The sequence below is a fragment of the Priestia sp. SIMBA_032 genome (assembly GCF_046535215.1).
GTDB lineage: Bacteria > Bacillota > Bacilli > Bacillales > Bacillaceae_H > Priestia > Priestia aryabhattai.
The window spans coordinates 1-231 of the sequence record NZ_JAWRXD010001678.1 but is presented as its reverse complement, the minus strand read 5'-3'; the positions used below and the strand labels follow the sequence as shown (position 1 = coordinate 231).

Here is a 231-nt window from a genome sequence, read left to right as displayed (position 1 = left end):
GTGATCGGTGATCCAGGACCCAAGAACATGTTCGACGACCGGGTCTACAAACGCGGCGCACTGACTCTGCACGCATTGCGAAAGCGACTCGGCGACAACAACTTCTTCGATCTTCTCCGTGAATGGACAAGGGAGTACCGCTACAGCTCCGTCACGTCGGCCGACTTCACCGGCCTGGCCGCCAAACACAGCCCGGAGCCGCTGAACGATCTGTGGCAGCACTGGCTCGAC

Annotated in this window: 1 protein-coding gene; it reads left to right on the top strand. The window is 60.2% G+C overall.

Annotated elements, in window-relative coordinates:
• Positions 1-27: 27 nt before the first annotated feature.
• On the top strand, positions 28-231 hold a 204-nt coding region (locus SB717_RS39950; protein WP_410908915.1), incomplete at its 3' end, for a M1 family aminopeptidase.